Source organism: Bacillus sp. CPT56D-587-MTF (assembly GCF_058792335.1).
This window is the reverse complement of sequence record NZ_JBYTEF010000001.1, coordinates 1025080-1041309: the sequence shown is the minus strand read 5'-3', so window position 1 is coordinate 1041309 and position 16230 is coordinate 1025080. Positions and strand designations below refer to the sequence as shown.

Below are 16230 nucleotides of genomic sequence, written 5' to 3'. Positions count from 1 at the left end.
CATCACTTCGCTACCTTTTTTCTATCGATTAAATAAAGAAAAATCTTTACTTTCTTTATTTGTAAATAACTGCTCAAATAATTTGGCAAAGACCATTCCATATACAGTTCCATTACCTCCATACGGCAATGCGTAAAACAAATTATGTATCTTTTCGTCTTCTTTTAAAATGGGGAGACCATCATGAGTACCACCAAACGCGGCTGCCCAATAGTAGTCTGCCTGTATATTTTTATACTGCGGGAACATCTCTTTTACAATATTAATAAGGATATCACGCTTATGCAATAATTTCGTATCACCAATTGTTTGAATTTGCAGCGCTTCATCTAATCCGCCTACAATAATGCGGTTTCGATACGTTCGAAAATATAAGTAGGGCCGTGCCGTTTCCCAAATTAACGATCGCTCATGCCAGCCTTCAAACTGATCTATTTCATTTGTTACAATTGCATAAGAGGTGTCTACTGTTGTATTTTTTCTTTCTTTCTTTCCAAAAAGCGCTTCATAACCTGTCGCCATAATAATATTCTTTGCTACAATTTGATTTCCTGTTTTCGTGTAACAAATTAAATCATTTTTACGTTTTTTTATATGTATTGCCTCTGTATGTTCATATATATTAGCTCCCATTTGATTTGCTTTATGCAAAAGACTGTGCGCTAATAAATACGGATTCACCTCGGCATCACCGTGTGTATATAATGCCGCTTGTTTTATGAAAGGATAACGTTTCTTAATATCAGATTCTGTAAAATACTCAACAGGAAATCCATAATTCTGTAACGTATTGTACTCCTCTTGTAAAAATGAGACATCCTCACTTTTACTTGCATAATATAAACTACTTCTCGGAATAAAATAGGGATCAATATCGAGAGTAGGTACCACTTTCTCCATTGTCCGTAACGCTTCGTAACACAGTTTATATGCTCGTACCCCTTTTTCTTCACCAAATGTATGGATAAGTGAGGTTAACGATTTATCATGAAGAAACTGTAATACACCTACATTTGCAAATGTACTACCACATGCAATTTCTCTTTTTTCAATAAGCATTACACTCATACCTATTTTCGCTAAAGAATACGCTATATGGGCACCTGCTTCGCCACTTCCGACTACAAGCACATCACATATCATATCATTTCCTAACGGTGGATAACAAGGTACTGAAACTCCTGTATTCCAAAACAACTTACCTGTCATAAGTTTCATAATTATACTCCTAAAATATAAATTTCTCCTTTCTATGTTTTGTTATTTTTCATAAAAAAATCCAACTAACATAGGCTAGTTGGATTTTTTATTTTTAATTAGAACGCTCTTCAAGCCAATTTCCAATCGTCGGATATGTTTGTTTTACAGCTGTTCCACCGTAAACGATAGACATATGCCCTGTTGGTAAACATACATATTGTTTATCTGTGCTAGAAATATGGTCTAGTAATGCTTCTACTTGACATGGCAAAGCGATATGATCACGTTTCCCGGAAATATTTAAGACATTCGCCTTAATATTTGCAAGATCTACCTTTTGTCCGCGAATAACGAGTTCACCCTTAACCAATTTATTATTTTGATAAAAATCACGAATCCACTGTCTGTATGATTCACCTGGGAACGGAATACCATCACCAACCCACTTTTGAACCAATCTCCAGCTTTCGACGAAGCGTTCATTCTCTGAACGATCTACTAGAGCAACATATGGACCAACAAAGTTCGTAATTGGCTTTAACATTTTGTTTCCGAAATCAATCATTTCTGGCGGAATATTTCCAAATGTATCAACCGCTTTATCTAAATTGAAGTATTTCTCATCTAATAAAGGACCATACAATCCTGTTTCAGAGAAATCAAAAGGACTTGTCATGAAAATTAAATTACGAATTGGCATGTGCGGATGAAGCGCTGCATAAATAGAAGTTAGCGTTCCACCCATGCAATAACCAAGTAAAGAAATCTCGTCCGATTTTGCAGTTCGCATTACTTTTTTTACTGCTTTTGCAATATAATCAAACACGAAATCATCAAATTTCAAATGACTATCTTCTAAACCAAATGTGCCCCAATCAAGCATATATACATCAAAACCACGATCCACTAGATATTCCACTAAACTATTTCCAGGAGTTAAATCCATAATATATGGTTTATTAATAAGAGCATATATTAACAGAATTGGAACTCTTTGTGTTTTTTCTTGTTTTGGAATGTAACGATAAAGCTTCGTCTTATTCTTCGTCCAAATAACCTCTTTCGGCGTTAATCCGACTTGCGGCTCTGGTTCACGTAATAAAATTTCACTCGCCCTTTTCACTCGGCGGTATGCTTTTCGGTACTCTTCTGGGTATAGCTCTAATTGCTTTTCCCATTCTGTTGCGAATGTAGTCATTTTTCTATCTCCTTTTTGGTCGATTTCCTTCTTAAAAAAAAGAAGTGCATTCCTGCTATGGATATGCACTTTTTTCTTACTTCATTACATATATAATCCGCCGTTAATGTTTAATTGTTGACCTGTGATATACGCACCGTCACGGCATAGGTATACTACACCTTTTGCAATTTCATCAGCTTGACCAAAACGTTTTTTCGGGATTTTTGCAACGATTTTTTGACGTACTTCTTCTGGTACTTCTGCTACCATTTCAGTATCAATAAATCCTGGGCAAATAGCATTTACAGTGACATTTGTTTTTGCAAGTTCTAACGCTAATGATTTTGTAAATCCTAACATACCCGCTTTTGCTGCTGAGTAGTTTGTTTGGCCAAATCCACCTGCTTGACCAATAATAGAAGAAATGCTAATAATTCTTCCTTCTTCTGCTTCCGTTATGTATGGAAGAACCGCACTTGTCGTATTAAATACGCTGCTTAAATTCACGTCAATTACGCGCTCCCAATCTTCACGATTTAACTTTTTGAATGTACGGTCTCTTGTAATACCAGCATTATTAACAAGAATATCAACTTTACCAAAATGATTCACAGTTTCTTCTACAAGTCGGTTTGCATCTTCTACTTTAGAAACATCCGCTTGCACTGCATAAACGTCATGTCCGTCTTTTCCTAATTCATTTACTAAATTTTCAGCTGCTTCTTTACTGCTATTATAGTTAATAACTACTTTCGCTCCCTCTTGTGCTAATGCTACTGTAATTGCTTTTCCAATTCCTTTTGCTCCACCTGTTACGATTGCTACTTTTCCATTTAATTGAACCATTTCTTTTCCCCCTTAAATGAATTTGTGAACGATTGTTATGAATCATTTTGGTACTCATACTATAGAGTCCATATATAATTATGTTTCGCTGTTTATACGTGAAAAGAGATTCTCCCTCTCTCTTTTATCTGTTATAAACAAGCGCTTTTATCATTTTTTATTTTCTGGTTTATTCGCAGGCTTTACCTCTTCTTTTACAGGTACTTGTAGTTTAGCTAGTACTGCATTTTGCTTTTCTAGCAATTCTAAAATTTGATCTACTTTTGTTTCAAGCGTACGAATATCTTGTTTTACTTTCGTTACATCACGCTTTAATGTAGGAGCTTGCCCTAAAGAATCTACTTTCTCCTCTAGAAACTCCTCAATGTTATCTACTTTATTTTCTAAGTTAATAACAAGCGTAGCCACTCTTGCGATATCCTCTTTCGTCGGCACATTTACTTGTTCTAAATAGTTTTTTGTCGTATCATTTAATGCTTTTTGATAAAACAAATTCAAATCTAGAACGCTGCCCATCCAAGCAGAATATTCTTCTGTTTTAATTGTTTCATTGAGCGCTTTTCCCCAAAATGTTTCGGTTTGTTCATAAGCATTTTTCCATGCTTGTAGTGGATCGAATTTTTGATCAATCACTTTACCTACACTCCCTTTTTCGTTTTTGAAACAATTCAACCTATTCACTATTTTCTAATATTCTGAATAAAACTTCAAGTCTATATTTTATTTTTTTCTATTTTCTAACAAATGTGTTGACTTTAAAAACAGATAGGTGTAAATTGCACTTATAAGCAAAAAATTCCATCTAACTGATTCATGAGGTGATGCACAATCATGCTACAAAATGAACCAGAACAACGCGAAAGTTTGGAGAGCAACCAAGCGAAACAACCAAACTCCATGCCAAAAAACTTCTTAGTTCCCTTCTTACTTCTCTGTCTAAAAGACTGGAGTCTTCATGGTTACAAACTTATTCAAATGCTAATGGATATCGGCTTTTCTTCTGTTGACCAAGGTAATGTTTATAGAACACTACGCAAATTAGAAAAAGAAAACCTTATTTCTTCTACTTGGGATACAAGCGATGGAGGGCCGGCAAAAAGAATTTATTCTTTAACTGAATATGGAGAGCAATATTTAACAACATGTGCGACTTCTTTTGAACATTATCAAAATATGTTGCGAACGTTTTTCACGTTATACACCAATGCATTCTTTCCATTTTCTACTTCTCCAGAAAAGGATGAAAAGGATTCTTCATCTTCACCTGGTGGTACAGCAGAGTAATCTGCGTTCACAATATGCAAAAAAACATTTGGGGGTCAAACAATGGAAACTAAACCATACGAATTAGTCGATGCATTTTGGAAAAACTGGTCTCAATCACTTTCCCTTTTCTCTTCAGCTGGGAAGCAATTAGAGCAACTTACTTTAGAAACATTAAAACAACAACAAGACGCTTTGCATAAATTAACATCAGGAGTAGATGAACTAGAAAAAGAACTACAACAACTCACTGCTCAGTTCAATAACCAATATACAGATTACGTGAAACAATTAACTGGAAACTCCTTAAATGATCAAATTAACGAGTGGCAGGACAAATGGAAGGAACTTTCTGCTCATATGCATCAGCTTACTGTTTCTCCTACAAAAACATCATTGTCAATTCTTACCCAAACAAGCGGCCAATTTGAAGAAACAACAAAACAATTTATTGAGCAACAACAATTACAACGTGAAGAGGCTCAAAAACAGTTAGAGGGTTTTTTGGAAGAGTTCAAGTCAAAACAGTTGGAACTCGCAAAAAAGTTCGAGGAAAACTCAAAAAATCTATTTACTTCCATCAAGTAAGAAAAATGTGGGAGCTAACCGCAGCACAAACAAAACTCTTTCTTCCTCCTACTACATCAAGATGGCTAACATTTTTCGATATGGAAAAGAAGGAGGACAAAATGAATCCATTTCAAGAAGCACAAACTGTTCCGGAGCTTCGCTATGATGAGATTCAAGTCGGTGATCAAGCATCCCTTACAAAAACAATTACAGATGAAGATGTTATCAATTTTGCAAAATTGACTGGGGATGTGAATCCTATTCACATTTTAGATTCTTTTGCAAAAACGACAATGTTTAAAGAACGTATTGCTCACGGTATGCTCGTTTCGAGTTTTATTTCTACCATCCTTGGAACGAAACTCCCAGGCAAAAATACGATTTATTTATCCCAAAATGTTTCATTCCGTGCCCCTGTCAAAATCGGTGATACACTTCGCGTTGTGGCAGAGGTTATTAAGAAGCGTGATGATAAAAAAATCATTACGCTGCAAACAAACATATATAATCAATCAGATGATATTGTCGTGGAAGGAACAGCGACAATACTAAAAAAAGAGTAGCAAATTTGCTACTCTTTTTTCTATCCAAGAACTTCTAATCGCACCGATTACTTCCGCGTATGAGTACGTCGTTTCCACATAAAATAACGTTACCAGTTTAGATAAGAACTTAACTTAGCTGAACTGGACTACTCATAAGGATGTGTATCAACATGGTAAAAACAAACAAATTATTAGTTCCAGGTGCAGAACAAGCACTTGAACAATTTAAATATGAAATTGCACAAGAATTTGGTGTAAGCTTAGGATCTAATACAGCATCTCGTTCTAACGGTTCAGTTGGCGGTGAAGTAACAAAACGTCTTGTTGCTTTAGCTCAACAACAATTACGTGGATAATAATATAACATATGGCTTAGAGGCAGATATTCTCTGCCTCTTTCTATTTTCAACATACATAATGGTGCTTTTTCACATACTAATCAAAACGAAAGGAGCGATCTGTAAAATGAAACGGATTAATATTAGCATGAGCCCTCCCCGCGTTCTTACTTTGTCTTTTCTTGTATTATCAGTTGTCGGCACATGTTTATTAAAACTACCCATTGCTACGACAACGTCCATTTCATGGCTCGATGCCTTATTTACAACCGTTTCCGCTTGTACTGTTACTGGGCTTGGTGTTGTAGATACTGGAAAAGTATTTACTTTGTTTGGACAATGTGTCATTTTAACGCTTATACAAGTTGGCGGGCTTGGCATTATGAGCTTTGCTGTCTTAATTGCGATTATGCTCGGAAGAAAAATCGGTCTTCAAAATCGGATTTTACTGCAACAAGCATTAAATCAAACGAATATCGGCGGCATCATCCGTCTTGCCAAAGCATTATTTTTATTCTCTTTTACAGTCGAATGTATCGCTACTATAATTCTTTCTTTTGAATGGGTACCAAAATATGGGGTTATGAAAGGGATCTATTATAGTTTTTTCCATTCAATCTCAGCCTTTAACAATGCTGGCTTTTCTGTGTGGAGCGATAATTTAATGTCCCATTCTCATAGCATTCTTGTCAATCTCGTCATTTCCTCTCTCATCATTTTAGGTGGAATTGGTTTTACAGTAATCGTAGACATAAAAAGAAAGAAAAACTTTAAAAACCTTACACTACATTCAAAACTTATGCTCTCTTCTACTCTAATCGTCAACATTATTGCTACCCTTTTTATTTTTATATTCGAGTTCCATAACTCCCTTTCTATGAGAGGTTTTACCCCATTTGAAGAAGAATTGGCCTCTTATTTTCAAGCAATTTCAACGCGAACTGCCGGGTTTAATACTGTTGATATTTCTACATTGTCAAAACCTTCTCTCCTATTAATGATGCTCCTTATGTTTATTGGTGCTGGTAGCGCTTCAACTGGTGGTGGAATTAAGTTAACAACATTTTTAATCATATTTTTTGGCGTATTTAAATTTTTACAACAACAAGAGGATATTGTCGTATTTAAAAAATCCATTAAAGATACTCTCATTGTCAAATCATTAACCATTACTATTATTTCCATTTCATTTATCTTTTTTGCTATTTTAATTTTGAGTATTACTGAGCGAGTTCCTCTATTGATGAGTGCTTTCGAAGTATTTTCAGCATTTGGGACTGTTGGCCTCAGTATGAATTTAACACCCCACTTAACTATAATCGGAAAAGCTATTATTATCTTTATGATGTTTTTCGGGAAAATGGGTCCTTTAACATTGGCTTTTTCATTTGCTCGTAAAAAGAACCTGAAAATAAAATATCCGAATGAAGATATTTTAACAGGTTGACAACCGTATAAATTATCCATATAATGAGAATACAATAACATATCTCCAAAGGGGAGTAGCGTCCAAGAATATTTCTTGGAAACAAAGTCGTCATTACGTAGAACTTAGTTCTTCCGGCTTTGTTGGCATTTTTTATTACATATGTCTAGCAAGACCTTTGCCTATTAACGGCAGAGGTCTTTTTTGCATTCACTTCCAGATTTTTCCAAAGTTAATAGGCAGGAGTATGGGGAAACTAAATAGTGGGGAAATTCTTCACTTATTTAGAACTTATAGAAATGAGAGGAGAATGTACATGGATGTATCATTATTATTGGAGTATGGTTGGGTATTACTCATCCTAATTGCACTTGAAGGGATTTTAGCGGCTGATAACGCTCTTGTTCTTGCAATTATGGTAAAACATTTACCAGAAGAAAAACGAAAGAAAGCACTATTTTATGGATTAGCGGGGGCATTTGTTTTCCGATTTGGATCGTTATTTATGATTTCGTTCTTAGTCGATGTATGGCAAGTGCAAGCAATCGGTGCCATCTACCTTATGTTTATCGCTGGTAATCACTTATTTAAAACATATGTTAAAAAGAATACAGATGAAGAAACAGAAGAAAAAGAAGCAAAGAAAAAACAAGAGAACTTTTGGTGGACTGTATTTAAAGTTGAGGTTGCTGATATCGCCTTCGCAGTTGATTCAATTTTAGCTGCTGTTGCACTAGCAATGACTTTACCAAAAACAGGATTAGGTACAATTGGTAGTCTTGATACTGGGCAATTCGCTGTTATCTTTGTAGGTGGACTTATCGGATTAATCATTATGCGATTTGCAGCAACTGCTTTCGTACAAATCTTAAAACGTAAACCAGGACTTGAAACCGCAGCATTCTTAATTGTAGGTTGGGTTGGTGTGAAGCTAGCAGTTTATACATTAGCACACCCTGCATTAAATGTAATTCCACATTCATTCCCAGAATCCACTCCGTGGAAGCTTACATTCTGGATTGTATTAGTCGGAATCGCAGTTGGTGGTTGGTTCTTCTCAAAAGAAGTAGAAGTAAAAGTAGAAAAGAATTTAGACGAAAAAGCGCTGTAATTACAGCGCTTTTTCTTTTTTCTTTCTTCCTCTCAATGTCCAGAAAAAATTCCATTATACTACCTTTTGTAAACGTTTTCTTAATGTATGTATGTCCTTTTTGTGAAACATTGCACAAACTTATTGAAAGTGAGAACAATTCCATGTACTTTATTCATATAAGGAGTATTTATAGAAGATTTACTAAAGGAGCGTATTACTCATGCTAGAACAAGGACTAGATTATGTTGTCAAACTGGCTAAAAGCAAAAAGAAAATACTAGATACAAACCCAATGCAATATTTCATTCGTGCTGCACTTGCGGGTATTTATATCGGTTTTATTATTGTACTATGTTTTAAATTAGGTAACTTTTTTCACATTGCAGATTCACCAGCAACTTATTTAGCTGCTTCTATGTTTTTCGGGATTGCTCTCGTACTTATTATATATGGCGGTGCTGAATTGTTTACTGGGAACACAATGTACTTTACTGTAGCAACTTTAAGAAAAGAAACAACGATTTCTGATACACTACGTAACTGGGTTGCTTGTTATGCAGGTAACTTAGCCGGCGCGTTATTCTTTGCCTTACTATTTTACGCAACTGGAATTTTTGAAGCAATTGATCACGGTCACTTAATGAATAAAGTCGTTGAAGGAAAGATGAACACACCTACAATGCAGTTATTCTTTAAAGCCATTTTATGTAACTGGCTCGTATGTCTTGCTTGTTTCTTACCTTCTCAGGTTAAAGGTGACACAGCAAAAATAATAGTCATGATGCTACTTGTTTTCACATTCTTCTTATCTGGTTACGAACATAGTATTGCAAACTTATCACTCTTTGCTTTATCTTTAGTTTCACCGCATCCTGAGACAATTTCTTTTTCAGGTGCTATTCATAACTTAATTCCTGTTACAATCGGTAACATTATTGGCGGATCAGTATTTGTCGGTATGGTATACCACTACTTAACAAAGAAAACACCTGAAGTTCAACAGGAAGAAACTGAAATCGCAGTAGCTCAACAAGAAGAGATTATTCCTTTACAAGCACATATGAAACACTAAAAACTCCAAAGTTTTACTTTGGAGTTTTTAGCTTCCCACGTATTTAACAACAAGGTGAGGATTAATTTCTCCTTCTTCCTTTCCCTTATCCATTCTCTGTTTCATCTTGTGCATACCGATGACATCATTCGTATGAAGGTGAATTTCATTTACATATAATCCCTCTGTACAAAAAGCTTCTACAAAATCTAGTCCATTTTTTGCTCCCCAGCCCATATTATAATCAAGGGAAAGAATATTCACATCATAATCCCGAACCATTTGCAAGGCACATTCTACTGTAGTTGCGGACACATACCCGAACGGGCAACTTCTTTGATCATCCATATATACGTTCATTTTCGATTCCCTCTCTAATTTGAATAAACAGCTAATACATAGCACATTGCCCCAAAACTAATAAAAGGACCAAATGGAATTGGCTTTCGTACTTCTATACGTTTTAATCCGATACCAATCCCGAAAAAACAAAGACTAAAACAAGATGCTAAAAATAAAACGATAAAAACTCCCTTCACTCCTACTATAAAACCAAGTAACGAAAGTAGTTTTATATCTCCTCCGCCAAGCCCTTCTGGATATATCTTTTGCATGCAATATAACAAAAGGAATATAACACCACTACCAACTATACTATCTGTCCAAGTAACTAATTGTACAAAAACACTTTCGAGAATGAGTAAAACCGCAAACGAAATTAAAATACAATCAGGAATTAACATATATAAGTAATCTGTAACTGAAATAATAAGAAGTAGCGAAAAAAGGGATAAAATGATAATAAGTTCTCGTTCTATTCCAATCATATACACGGTAAGAAGAAATATACTTCCTGTTATACATTCAAATGCTACATATATAATTGGAATTTTCCTCTTACAATTCGTACAACAGCCTCTTTGTATATAAAATGAAATGATGGGGATTAGTTCTTTTGGCCTTAGCACATATTTGCAATAATAACAATGTGAACGCGGGGTAATAATAGACGCACCTAATGGAACCCTCACCGCAACTAACATAAAAAAAGAACCAAACACCATCCCTGCTAACAGTGCATATAAATAAGTGAACATCCCTTCCTCTCCTTTCCCAAAAAACATAGCAAAAAAAGGAGAGAACTTCTACTTCATATTATCCTTTATTCTACTAAAAAAGCAGGCCATTTTCCGGCCTGCTTTCCCCTCTTTTATACGATGAAATATACTGCTTTTAATGGTCCATGTACTCCGACAACAAGATTCATCTCAATGTCAGCCGAGTTACTTGGCCCTGTAATAAAGTTAATACAAGATGCCGCTGTCTCCCCATTTTCTACGCGTGAGTTCATATCCTGAACTGCTTGTGTAATACGAGGCACAAGTGTTTCACGTGGAATAATAGCAAAATATACAGTCGGTAAAAAGTGTAAAGAACGTCCCTGCCCTTTATGACTTTGTACAACAATTGTACCGGATTCGGCTAATGTATAATCACTAAATGCAATACCAATATTCGCTTTTTCAGCTAAACGCATATTTTCGTCTTTTCTCTCTGGATCCCATACGTTTACTTCAACGTCTCGCTTTGGAAGTTCTTCTTTAAATAAAGATGTTAAACCATATGCATCAAAACGATCATCTGCTGATAATAAAATAGGTCCCCCGCCGTTTTTCATGATTACTTTTTGAAGGTCTTCACCTAAACGGTCATTTGTCGTTTCTACTACAGTTGTATGAATGTTTGTACATTGCTTTTTAAACACTTCTAGTAATTCTTCTTGTGAATAATCTTTTAACGTTTCTATATTCACATTACTTTTCCATACTGGACGCTCTACACCTTCTGTTTTACGTGCGCGCCCAAGTTCTTTTGCAATGTTATCTAGAAAGGCATCACGGTTTTGAATTAATCCTGTCATTATTTATCCCCGCCTTTCTTATGATCTTTATACCAATCACGGAATCGTTCTTTACTTGGAGCTGGGAATTCACGAATATCCGTCCAGTTTTTAAGTGGTCCAACACCTTTTGATACACGATTACCAGATGTAAATGGACTCATTGCCGCTGGTGCCATTTTTGAACCCATTTTATATAAAGCAGCTGAAGAAGCACCCATACTAAACATTTTCATCGCTAGTTTTTCTGCAAGTGGTGCACGACCTTCTTGCTCAACGATGACTTGACGATGTTTTAATAATAAATCATGCAATGGAATTTTTACTGGACAAGCTTCTGTACATGCTCCGCATAAACTAGATGCATAAGGAAGCTTTTTGTAATCATCATATCCACCTAGAAGCGGTGTTAATACCGCACCGATTGGTCCTGAGTAAATCGATCCATATGAATGTCCACCAACGTGACGATATACAGGACATACGTTAACACAAGCAGCGCAACGAATACATTGTAATACGGAACGGAATTCAGATCCAAGAATTTGAGAGCGACCATTATCAACAACCACTAAATGGAATTCTTCAGGTCCATCAACTTCCTCTTCTTGAATTGGTCCTGCTACTGTTACATAACTTGTTAATTTTTGACCTACTGCACTACGACATAGTAAACCAACTAAAACATCTAATTCTTCCATTGTCGGAACCATACGTTCCATACCCATTACCGCAATTTGTGTTTTAGGAATTGACATAACAAGATCTGCATTACCTTCATTCGTTACTAAACAAAGAGATCCAGTATTGGCAACAGCAAAGTTACAACCAGTTACACCAATTTCTGCATCCATAAATTTCTCACGAAGTTGTTTACGAACAAACTTTGTCATTTCATATGGGTCATCAGAATTTTCATAGCCTAGCTTTTCTTTAAATACATCGCGAATTTGCGTTCTATTTTTATGAAGTGCAGGTGCAATAATATGTGAAGGTGGATCATTATCTACTTGCAAGATATACTCTCCTAAGTCACTCTCTAATACTTCACAGCCAATCTCTTCAAGCGCATGGTTCATACTAATTTCTTCTGTTACCATCGACTTTGATTTTACTACTTTTTTCGCTTGTTTCTTTTTGGCAACGTCTTGAATATACTTTGCAGCTTCCTCTTTCGTCTTCGCAAAGTACACGTGTCCGCCTCTTTTTGATACATTTTCACTTAACTGCATTAAGTAATAATCCAGATTTTCTAACGTATGTTGACGAATTTGTTCACCTAGTTCACGCCACTCTTCCCAGTTTCCTAATTCATCTGCAGCTTTTAAGCGATTCGTATATAAACGCGTTTGTGCAGAAGATACTGCTCCGCGCATAAACGAATCTTGAATTCCATCACCAACGCGATCATTAAATTTTTTCTCACTGATTTTCATAGACATAGCTTATGTTCCCCCTTCATGAGCGACTATTCAGTACCTCAGCAATATGCATTACTTTTACTTCTTTTCCTAAACGCTCAATACGTCCGCCAATGTTTAACAAACACCCACAATCTGCACCGATTAAATAATCTGCACCTGTTTCCATGACACTATCTACTTTTTCGTCTACCATTTGCTCAGAAATTGGAGTCATCTTAACTGAAAACGTTCCCCCAAACCCGCAACAATTTTGCACGTTTGGCAAATCTCTCACAGTTAATCCTTTTACATTTGATAATAAAATTCCTGGTGCTTCTTTTACTCCAAGCATACGCGTCATATGACATGATTTATGAATAGTAGCTATCCCTGGTAAACTTGCACCAACATCTGTAACTTTTAAAACATCTACAATAAACTGTGTAAATTCATAAGTTTTATCAGCAACTTTTTGTGCACGTTTAGCCCACTTTGGATCATCTTTGAAAACATGCGGATACTCATGAAACATTGTCGCACAAGAACCAGATGGCGTAACAATATATTCTGCATCTTCGAAAGTTTCAATCATATGTTTCATCGCTTCTTTTGCTGCTTCTACATGGCCGCTATTATAAGCAGGCTGCCCACAACAAACTTGTGCTTCTGGAAATTCAATTTCACAACCTAAACGCTCCAACACTTCAACTGTTGCTTTGCCGACATTTGTTTCAAACATATCGACTAAACAAGTAACAAATAAAGTAACTTTCATAACTATTACTCCCCCTTTTTACAACTTCATCAACAAACATATGGTCATCAGATGACTTAGTAGAGAAGAAATAGGCTCAACCATGGCCTATCCTCTCCCTCTTCTAAAGAAAACGCTTACTTAATCTTTCTCTATTTTATCAGAAAATTAAATTTTTAAAAGATTAAATTACGAATTTATATCGTTTTTACCTGTGACAATATGTTCTACATTTGTTAAATGATCTAGCATTGCTTGCTGCGCTAATTCTACATCTTGTTTTAACACCGCATCATATATAACTTGATGCTCTTCTATAAGTCGTTCTGATGTCGTTTGTTCACCATATAAAATAATGCGTCTTGATTCACCAATTGTTTCAGCAATCATCTCTGAAACATGATTCATGAGTTCAAGCAAAATGTTATTATGCGAAGACTCTGCAATTCCCATATGAAATTGAAAATCGGCTTTTTCGCCAGCCTTTTCATCTCCAATGCTCTTTGCCATTTCATCTAACCAATGTTTCATATTTTGTAAGTTATCTTCCGTACGTTTTGCCGCCGCTACTCGAACTGCCCCCACTTCAAGCACCTTTCGTACTTCTAATAAATTCAAAATATCTTCTTTCTTCATTAATAATCTATTGTTTAATGATTTCGTTAATGAAGAAGAATCGAAGTTCTTCACATATGTACCTTCTCCTTGTTTCATCTCAATTAAGCCCATCGCTCTTAGCGCACTTAGCGCTTCACGAACAGCAGATCTGCCAACTTGAAACTGCTCAGCTAATTGATGCACAGGGAGTAGTTTGTCACCAGGTTTTAACGTACCATTTTTAATCATTGTTAAAATAGCTTCAGATACTTCTTCGTAAATTTTTTTCGGTTTAATAGATTTGTACTCCAGTTAAATCACCTCAGTATCTTCCAAACAACAATTGAAACGATTTATAAGAACTTTGCATCATAACTATTTTAGACCGAATTGATAAGAAGTACAAATGTTTTGTTCATAAAATAGTCAAATTTTCGATATTTATTACATATTAATTTATATTTTTACGTATAAAGTGAAACTTTAATCAGTGGGGTTTTGTTCATCGCCCACTGATTATTAGCTCTCACCAATCGGGCTTTTACGGGCAGCAGGGCCTCCACCTAACTTCTTTGCTTCCGTTGAATTTTGAGGTGAGGGTCTTACTGCCCGGCGAATAGCGGGATAAATATTTTCTTCAATATAAAGAACATGTCCTAAAAATTAGAACATGCTCCCCTCATCCTGTACATTCAGTTTAATAATAACCGTTGTTCCCTTATCTTTTTCACTTTCAATTTTCCACTGTCCACCATGTATATGAACAATTTGTTTCACAATAGCAAGGCCTAAACCTGTTCCACCGTGTTGACGACTTCTCGCTTTATCAACTCGGTAAAAGCGTTCTCCAAGATTCTCCAAATGTTCTATATCAATACCAATTCCTGTATCTTTTATTTTTAATTCACAGTAATCATCGATTTGCTCTAAAGTTATAACGATATTTCCTTTTTGATTTGTATACCGTATCGCATTATCTAACACATTATGAAGCACTTGTTGCATACGATCCTCATCAATCATGACAATGACCTCTGGATTTAAATTGGTTGAAATATGAATTTCCTTTTCTATAAACTTAATCTCATACGTATCTAATACGTCTTCAATCAGCTGTGAAAAAACGATAGGTTGCTTCTTTAACGGAAAGTGCTCACCTTCTAATTGTGCTAAGTCTAACAAGTCATGAACGAGACGCTGCATACGACCTGCTTCTTTATGAATTAGCTGCGTTACTTTTTCCTGCTGCGGTCCCTTTGCAACACCATCTAAAATAGCCTCGCTATACCCTTTTATATAACTAAGTGGTGTTCTAAGTTCATGCGAAACATTTGCTAAAAATTCCTTACGCTTTACATCTTCTGTTTCTAATGAATTTGCCATTTTATTAAATGCTTTTCCTAATCGTCCAATTTCATCCTCTGAAGAAACTGTAATCCGCTCCGAAAAATCTCCCGTAGCCAAATGATTTGCAACCCGCTCCATTTGCGAAAGTGGCTTCGTAATTGCAATTATAATTTTCCTTCCAACCCATATCGTAATTAAAATCATAGCAATTGCTAACGGTGCTAAAATAAGACCCATATCATAGATTAAATCTTTTATACTTTTTAAAGGAATATACGAATAGACAATTCCGACTAATTTTTTATTTTCCAATACAGGGATGACAACCCCCATAATATTACGGTCAAAATGTTCTTCATATCCTATTTTTGTCACAGTTTTCCCGTCTAATAGCGTTTGCCTATCTCCTTCACTTATAAGAGAATGATGATGCACATCAAAAGGCAAACATGCGCTTAAATCACGCGGATTAGACACGAAAATAACGTCTGAACTAGATATTTGATCAAACGATCTTACTTTCTCTTCAAAAGTTGATATTCCTTCACGCTTATCATATTGAGCAGCAAGACTTTTTCCTTCCATTACTAACGAAGCTTTTAAATTATCAACGTATAATTTTTCATACGAGTATAAAGATACGAAATAAAGAAAGGACACTGTTACACATACTGCACATACTACTGTAAGCCAAAGTTTTTGTACCATCGTAAACAT

The 16230-nt window shown here is 35.6% G+C and carries 18 protein-coding genes; 7 read left to right on the top strand and 11 right to left on the bottom strand.

The genetic code is table 11. The features are described 5' to 3' along the window. Positions 1-21: 21 nt before the first annotated feature. The 4 genes from AC3WVZ_RS05440 to phaR form a co-directional block, all read right to left on the bottom strand. Positions 22-1218 carry an NAD(P)/FAD-dependent oxidoreductase gene (locus AC3WVZ_RS05440; protein ID WP_000772575.1) on the bottom strand — a complete coding sequence of 399 codons (1197 nt, stop codon included), beginning with the start codon at positions 1216-1218 and terminating at the stop codon, positions 22-24. 94 nt (positions 1219-1312) lie between these two features. Beyond that, positions 1313-2398, bottom strand: a complete 1086-nt coding sequence (phaC, locus tag AC3WVZ_RS05435) for a class III poly(R)-hydroxyalkanoic acid synthase subunit PhaC (RefSeq protein WP_000206336.1) — start codon at positions 2396-2398, stop codon at positions 1313-1315. A gap of 84 nt (positions 2399-2482) precedes the next feature. Beyond that, positions 2483-3226, bottom strand: a complete 744-nt coding sequence (locus AC3WVZ_RS05430; RefSeq protein WP_000250409.1) for an acetoacetyl-CoA reductase — start codon at positions 3224-3226, stop codon at positions 2483-2485. Between the two features lie 150 nt (positions 3227-3376). Beyond that, positions 3377-3859, bottom strand: a complete 483-nt coding sequence (gene phaR, locus AC3WVZ_RS05425) for a polyhydroxyalkanoic acid synthase subunit PhaR (protein ID WP_000566942.1) — start codon at positions 3857-3859, stop codon at positions 3377-3379. Between the two features lie 198 nt (positions 3860-4057). Between phaR and phaQ the strand changes: the two genes are divergently transcribed. The 7 genes from phaQ (at position 4058) to AC3WVZ_RS05390 (ending at position 9533) form a co-directional block, all read left to right on the top strand. Then, a complete protein-coding gene (gene phaQ, locus AC3WVZ_RS05420) occupies positions 4058-4510 on the top strand; it encodes a poly-beta-hydroxybutyrate-responsive repressor (protein WP_000939955.1) in 453 nt (150 codons plus the stop codon). Between the two features lie 42 nt (positions 4511-4552). Next, a complete protein-coding gene (phaP, locus tag AC3WVZ_RS05415; protein WP_000448594.1) occupies positions 4553-5077 on the top strand; it encodes a polyhydroxyalkanoic acid inclusion protein PhaP in 525 nt (174 codons plus the stop codon). A 101-nt stretch (positions 5078-5178) separates the two neighbouring features. Further along, on the top strand, positions 5179-5622 hold the full coding sequence (locus AC3WVZ_RS05410; RefSeq protein WP_001067916.1) for a MaoC family dehydratase: 444 nt from the start codon (positions 5179-5181) through the stop codon (positions 5620-5622). A gap of 152 nt (positions 5623-5774) precedes the next feature. Continuing rightward, positions 5775-5960 (top strand): alpha/beta-type small acid-soluble spore protein, encoded by a 186-nt coding sequence (locus AC3WVZ_RS05405; RefSeq protein WP_000241212.1) that lies wholly within the window; start codon positions 5775-5777, stop codon positions 5958-5960. 109 nt (positions 5961-6069) lie between these two features. Next, entirely contained in the window at positions 6070-7389 is a 1320-nt protein-coding gene (locus tag AC3WVZ_RS05400; protein WP_233936167.1) for a TrkH family potassium uptake protein, read from the top strand. A 295-nt stretch (positions 7390-7684) separates the two neighbouring features. Next, positions 7685-8479, top strand: a complete 795-nt coding sequence (locus tag AC3WVZ_RS05395; RefSeq protein WP_000383314.1) for a TerC family protein — start codon at positions 7685-7687, stop codon at positions 8477-8479. Positions 8480-8681: 202 nt separating this feature from the next. Beyond that, positions 8682-9533: a formate/nitrite transporter family protein gene (locus tag AC3WVZ_RS05390; RefSeq protein ID WP_000893025.1), complete on the top strand. Its 852-nt coding sequence runs from the start codon at positions 8682-8684 to the stop codon at positions 9531-9533. Between the two features lie 27 nt (positions 9534-9560). Here AC3WVZ_RS05390 and AC3WVZ_RS05385 read toward each other — a convergent pair whose 3' ends face one another. From AC3WVZ_RS05385 to AC3WVZ_RS05355, 7 genes are all read right to left on the bottom strand, one after another. Next, positions 9561-9872, bottom strand: coding sequence for a cyclic-phosphate processing receiver domain-containing protein (locus AC3WVZ_RS05385; RefSeq protein ID WP_001103770.1), 312 nt, complete (start codon positions 9870-9872; stop codon positions 9561-9563). Between the two features lie 14 nt (positions 9873-9886). Further along, a complete protein-coding gene (locus tag AC3WVZ_RS05380) occupies positions 9887-10609 on the bottom strand; it encodes a prepilin peptidase (protein WP_016124301.1) in 723 nt (240 codons plus the stop codon). A gap of 113 nt (positions 10610-10722) precedes the next feature. Beyond that, positions 10723-11433 (bottom strand): LutC/YkgG family protein, encoded by a 711-nt coding sequence (locus AC3WVZ_RS05375; RefSeq protein WP_233936165.1) that lies wholly within the window; start codon positions 11431-11433, stop codon positions 10723-10725. Next, positions 11433-12854, bottom strand: coding sequence for a LutB/LldF family L-lactate oxidation iron-sulfur protein (locus AC3WVZ_RS05370; protein ID WP_233936164.1), 1422 nt, complete (start codon positions 12852-12854; stop codon positions 11433-11435). Before AC3WVZ_RS05370 ends, AC3WVZ_RS05375 begins: the two co-directional genes overlap by 1 nt. 16 nt (positions 12855-12870) lie before the next feature. Then, positions 12871-13590 carry a (Fe-S)-binding protein gene (locus AC3WVZ_RS05365; protein ID WP_000869148.1) on the bottom strand — a complete coding sequence of 240 codons (720 nt, stop codon included), beginning with the start codon at positions 13588-13590 and terminating at the stop codon, positions 12871-12873. Between the two features lie 168 nt (positions 13591-13758). After that, positions 13759-14448, bottom strand: coding sequence for a FadR/GntR family transcriptional regulator (locus AC3WVZ_RS05360; RefSeq protein ID WP_254904515.1), 690 nt, complete (start codon positions 14446-14448; stop codon positions 13759-13761). Between the two features lie 381 nt (positions 14449-14829). After that, on the bottom strand, positions 14830-16230 hold the full coding sequence (locus tag AC3WVZ_RS05355) for a sensor histidine kinase (RefSeq protein ID WP_000494796.1): 1401 nt from the start codon (positions 16228-16230) through the stop codon (positions 14830-14832).

Coding starts and splice junctions, on each gene's coding strand:
- AC3WVZ_RS05440 (WP_000772575.1), bottom strand. CDS start 1,218: ATGAAACTTATGACAGGTAAGTTGTTTTGGAATACAGGAGTTTCAGTA.
- phaC (WP_000206336.1), bottom strand. CDS start 2,398: ATGACTACATTCGCAACAGAATGGGAAAAGCAATTAGAGCTATACCCA.
- AC3WVZ_RS05405 (WP_000241212.1), top strand. CDS start 5,775: ATGGTAAAAACAAACAAATTATTAGTTCCAGGTGCAGAACAAGCACTT.
- AC3WVZ_RS05365 (WP_000869148.1), bottom strand. CDS start 13,590: ATGAAAGTTACTTTATTTGTTACTTGTTTAGTCGATATGTTTGAAACA.
- AC3WVZ_RS05355 (WP_000494796.1), bottom strand. CDS start 16,230: ATGTTTACGATGGTACAAAAACTTTGGCTTACAGTAGTATGTGCAGTA.
- AC3WVZ_RS05395 (WP_000383314.1), top strand. CDS start 7,685: ATGGATGTATCATTATTATTGGAGTATGGTTGGGTATTACTCATCCTA.
- AC3WVZ_RS05385 (WP_001103770.1), bottom strand. CDS start 9,872: ATGAACGTATATATGGATGATCAAAGAAGTTGCCCGTTCGGGTATGTG.
- AC3WVZ_RS05400 (WP_233936167.1), top strand. CDS start 6,070: ATGAAACGGATTAATATTAGCATGAGCCCTCCCCGCGTTCTTACTTTG.
- AC3WVZ_RS05380 (WP_016124301.1), bottom strand. CDS start 10,609: ATGTTCACTTATTTATATGCACTGTTAGCAGGGATGGTGTTTGGTTCT.
- AC3WVZ_RS05390 (WP_000893025.1), top strand. CDS start 8,682: ATGCTAGAACAAGGACTAGATTATGTTGTCAAACTGGCTAAAAGCAAA.
- AC3WVZ_RS05370 (WP_233936164.1), bottom strand. CDS start 12,854: ATGTCTATGAAAATCAGTGAGAAAAAATTTAATGATCGCGTTGGTGAT.
- phaQ (WP_000939955.1), top strand. CDS start 4,058: ATGCTACAAAATGAACCAGAACAACGCGAAAGTTTGGAGAGCAACCAA.
- AC3WVZ_RS05375 (WP_233936165.1), bottom strand. CDS start 11,433: ATGACAGGATTAATTCAAAACCGTGATGCCTTTCTAGATAACATTGCA.
- AC3WVZ_RS05430 (WP_000250409.1), bottom strand. CDS start 3,226: ATGGTTCAATTAAATGGAAAAGTAGCAATCGTAACAGGTGGAGCAAAA.
- AC3WVZ_RS05410 (WP_001067916.1), top strand. CDS start 5,179: ATGAATCCATTTCAAGAAGCACAAACTGTTCCGGAGCTTCGCTATGAT.
- phaP (WP_000448594.1), top strand. CDS start 4,553: ATGGAAACTAAACCATACGAATTAGTCGATGCATTTTGGAAAAACTGG.